General features: G+C 71.2%; 3 protein-coding genes. All 3 read left to right on the top strand.

Translation table 11 applies throughout. The annotated features are described in order from the left end of the window. A partial coding sequence (locus AB0G02_RS11265; RefSeq protein WP_360792578.1) for a fibronectin type III-like domain-contianing protein occupies positions 1–146 on the top strand: 146 nt, incomplete at its 5' end. A 39-nt stretch (positions 147–185) separates the two neighbouring features. Then, positions 186–1229: a LacI family DNA-binding transcriptional regulator gene (locus tag AB0G02_RS11260; RefSeq protein ID WP_360792576.1), complete on the top strand. Its 1044-nt coding sequence runs from the start codon at positions 186–188 to the stop codon at positions 1227–1229. A gap of 123 nt (positions 1230–1352) precedes the next feature. Then, complete coding sequence (locus tag AB0G02_RS11255; protein ID WP_360792574.1) at positions 1353–3554, top strand: discoidin domain-containing protein; 2202 nt, start codon at positions 1353–1355, stop codon at positions 3552–3554. Positions 3555–3620 lie beyond the last annotated feature (66 nt).

The raw sequence follows: 3620 nt of genomic DNA, 5'->3' as shown, positions 1-3620 counted from the left end.
CCGGCGAGGCGGTCGAGGTCGACGTCGAGGTGCCCGAGCGGGCCCACCGGCACTGGACGGCGGACGGGTGGGCGACCGAGCCCGGCGCGTTCACCCTGCTGGTCGGTCCGTCCGCCGGTGACACGCCGTTGCGGGTGGAGCGCTAACCCACGGAGAGCGCTCTCCGCGCATGGCAGAATGACCGCATGAGCAGACCGCCGACGGCCCCGCCGACGTTGGAAGACGTGGCGCGGGTCGCCGGCGTGTCCCGCGCGACCGTGTCCCGCGTCATCAACGGCACCCGCAACGTGGACCGCAAGATCCAGGAGGTCGTGCGCGAGGCCATCGACAAGACGGGGTACGCGCCCAACCGCGCGGCCCGGTCGCTGGTGACCAAGCGGTCCGGGACGATCGCGCTGGTGGTCTCGGGCACGGGTGAGCCCGGCGAAGAGGACGCGTTCGCCGCGCGGGTGTTCGCGGACCCGTTCTTCGGCCGGGTGGCCAGCGGGGTGCTGGGCTTCCTGCGCACGCGCGGCGTGCACCCGGTGCTGATGGTCGCGGACACCGAGCGGGCCAGGGAGGACGTCCTGGCGTTCCTGCGGCAGGGCAGCGCGGACGGCGCGCTGCTCGTCTCGACCCACGCCGAGGACCCGCTGCCCGCCCGGCTGGTGGAGGCGAAGCTGCCCGCCGTGCTGTTCGCGCGGCCCGCCCGGCCGGTGCCGATCAGCTACGTCGACCTGGACCACCAGGCGGGCGCGAAGCTCGCGGCCGATCACCTGGTGGGGTTGGGCTGCACGCAGGTCGCGACGGTCACCGGGCCGCTGGACGTGCCCGCGTCGCAGGACCGGCTGACCGGGTTCCGGGACGCCATGGCGCGGCACGGCTTCCCGTACGTCCCGATCGCGGAGGGTGGGTTCACCTCCGCCAGCGGCGAGGCGGCGATGGAGCGGCTGCTGGCCGAGCACCCGTCGATCGACGGCGTGTTCGCGGCGAACGACCTGATGGCCCAGGGCGCGTTGCTGGTGCTGCACAAGCACGGCCGCCGCGTGCCGGAGGACGTGGCGCTGGTGGGCTTCGACGACAGCAGCCCGGCGCTGGCCTGCCGCCCCCGGCTGACCACGGTGCGCCAACCGGTCGAGGACATGGCGGCCGGGATGGCCCGGTTGCTGCTCGACCAGGTCGAGGAACCGGGACTGCGCCCGAAGTCCGTCATCTACGAGCCTTCCCTGGTCGTCCGCGACTCCGCGTGAACTGTCGTTGACGTTCTCGCGACGCGGGCGTTACGCTCCCGAGAGAGCGCTCTCTCAGCGCCTCCGGTGCCACGGAGGCACAGCTCCGGGCCTCTCGTGCCCCTTACCTCGTCAGGTAGGACCATGAGCTCTCCCCGTTCCCTGTCACGGGTTCTGACCGCGGCGCTGGCACTCGGCCTGGCCGCGGTGCTCAGCCCCGTGATCACCCACTCCGCACAGGCCGCCGAGTGCGGCACCACCAACGTCGCGCTGAACCGGCCGGCGACCGCGTCGTCCACCGAGAACGGCGGCACCCCTGCCTCCGCCGCGGTGGACGGCAACACCGGGACCCGCTGGTCCAGCGCGTTCTCCGACCCGCAGTGGCTCCAGGTCGACCTCGGCTCCACTCAGCAGGTGTGCCGGGTGACGTTGACCTGGGAAGCCGCGTACGGCCGGGCGTTCCAGGTCCAGCTGTCGGACAACGCGTCCACCTGGAACTCCGTCTACTCCACCACCACGAGCACGGGCGGCGTGCAGACCCTGACGGTGAGCGGCTCCGGCCGCTACCTGCGGGTCTACGGCACGGCGCGCTCCACCGGCTACGGCTACTCGCTCTGGGAGGTAGCGGTCAACACCGAGAGCGGCGGCGGGGTCGTCATCCCGCCCACCGACCCGCGCAACCCGGACTTCGGCCCCAACGTGCTGGTCTACGGCCCCGGTTACGACCGCGCCGCGATGCAGTCCCGGTTGGACCAGATCTCCGCGCAGATGAAGACCAACCAGTTCGGCTCCGAGCGGTACGCCGTGCTGTACAAGCCGGGCGTGTACGACGCCGACGTGAACCTCCGCTTCTACACCCAGGTGGCGGGCCTCGGCCTGCGCCCGGACGACGTGCGGCTCAACGGCCACGTGCGCGTCGAGGCGGACTGGTTGCAGCAGGGCGACAACCCGAACAACCTGGGCAACGCGACGCAGAACTTCTGGCGCCAGGCCGAGAACCTGAACGTCAACCTGCCGGCCGGCCAGGTCGAGCGGTGGGCCGTGTCGCAGGCCGCGTCGTACCGGCGCATGCACCTCAGCGGCCAGGTCCAGCTGTGGAACGGCGGCGACGGCTGGGCGTCCGGCGGCCTGATCGTCGACAGCAAGATCGACGGCGTCACGGTGTCCGGTTCGCAGCAGCAGTTCCTGACCCGCAACAGCAACCTCGCGGGCGGCTGGAACGGCTCGGTGTGGAACATGGTGTTCGTCGGCTCGCCGGGTGCGCCCGGCCAGCACTTCCCGAACCCCTCGCACACCACGGTCGACACCACGCCGGTCGTGCGCGAGAAGCCGTTCCTGTACTTCGAGAACGGCGAGTACAAGGTGTTCGTCCCGGCGCTGCGGCAGAACTCGCGGGGCACCAGCTGGGAGGCGGGCACGCCCGCCGGCCAGTCGATCTCGCTGGCCGACTTCTTCGTGGTCAAGCCGGGCACCCCGGTCGCGACGACGAACGCCGCGCTGGCGCAGGGCAAGCACCTGCTGCTGACGCCCGGCGTGCACCACCTCACGGACACGATCAACGTGACGCGGCCGAATACCGTGGTGCTGGGCCTGGGCCTGGCGACGCTGTCGCCGGACACCGGCAAGGCGGCGCTCGCGGTGTCCGACGTGGACGGTGTGAAGCTGGCCGGGTTCCTGGTGGACGCCGGTGTGCAGAACTCCCCCGTGCTGCTCCAGCTCGGCCAGACCGGCGCGTCGGCCTCGCACGCCGCGAACCCGACGTCGATGCACGACGTGTACCTGCGCGTCGGTGGTTCCCAGGCGGGCAAGGCCACGGTGTCGCTGGAGATCAACAGCGATGACGTGATCGTCGACCACACGTGGGTGTGGCGGGCCGACCACGGCTCGGGCGTCGGCTGGAACGTCAACACCGGGCGCAACGGCGTCGTCGTCAACGGCGACAACGTGACGGCGTACGGGTTGTTCGTCGAGCACTACCAGCAGTACAACGTGCTGTGGAACGGCAACGGCGGCCGGACGTACTTCTTCCAGAACGAGCTGCCGTACGACCCGCCGAACCAGGCGTCGTGGATGAACGGCTCCCAGCCGGGCTGGGCCGGGTACAAGGTGGCCGACAGCGTCACCACGCACGAGGGCTGGGGCCTGGGCGTGTACTCGTTCAACCAGGCCGACCCGAGCATCCACACGGCGAACGGGTTCGAGGTGCCCAACCGCTCGGGCGTGCGGATGCACGACCTGGTGACGGTGTCGCTCGGCGGTGTCGGCACGATCGACAACGTCATCAACGGCACCGGTGGCGCGGCGAACACGGCGACGCAGCAGCGGTACGTCGTCAACTACCCGTGACGACCGCCGGTTGAGCGCTGACAGGTGAACCGCCCGCCGAGACCTCCTGGTCCCGGCGGGCGGTTC

It is taken from the genome of Actinosynnema sp. NPDC023658 (assembly GCF_040639995.1).
Classification (GTDB): domain Bacteria; phylum Actinomycetota; class Actinomycetes; order Mycobacteriales; family Pseudonocardiaceae; genus Actinosynnema.
This window is presented reverse-complemented; position numbering and strand designations above follow the sequence as displayed.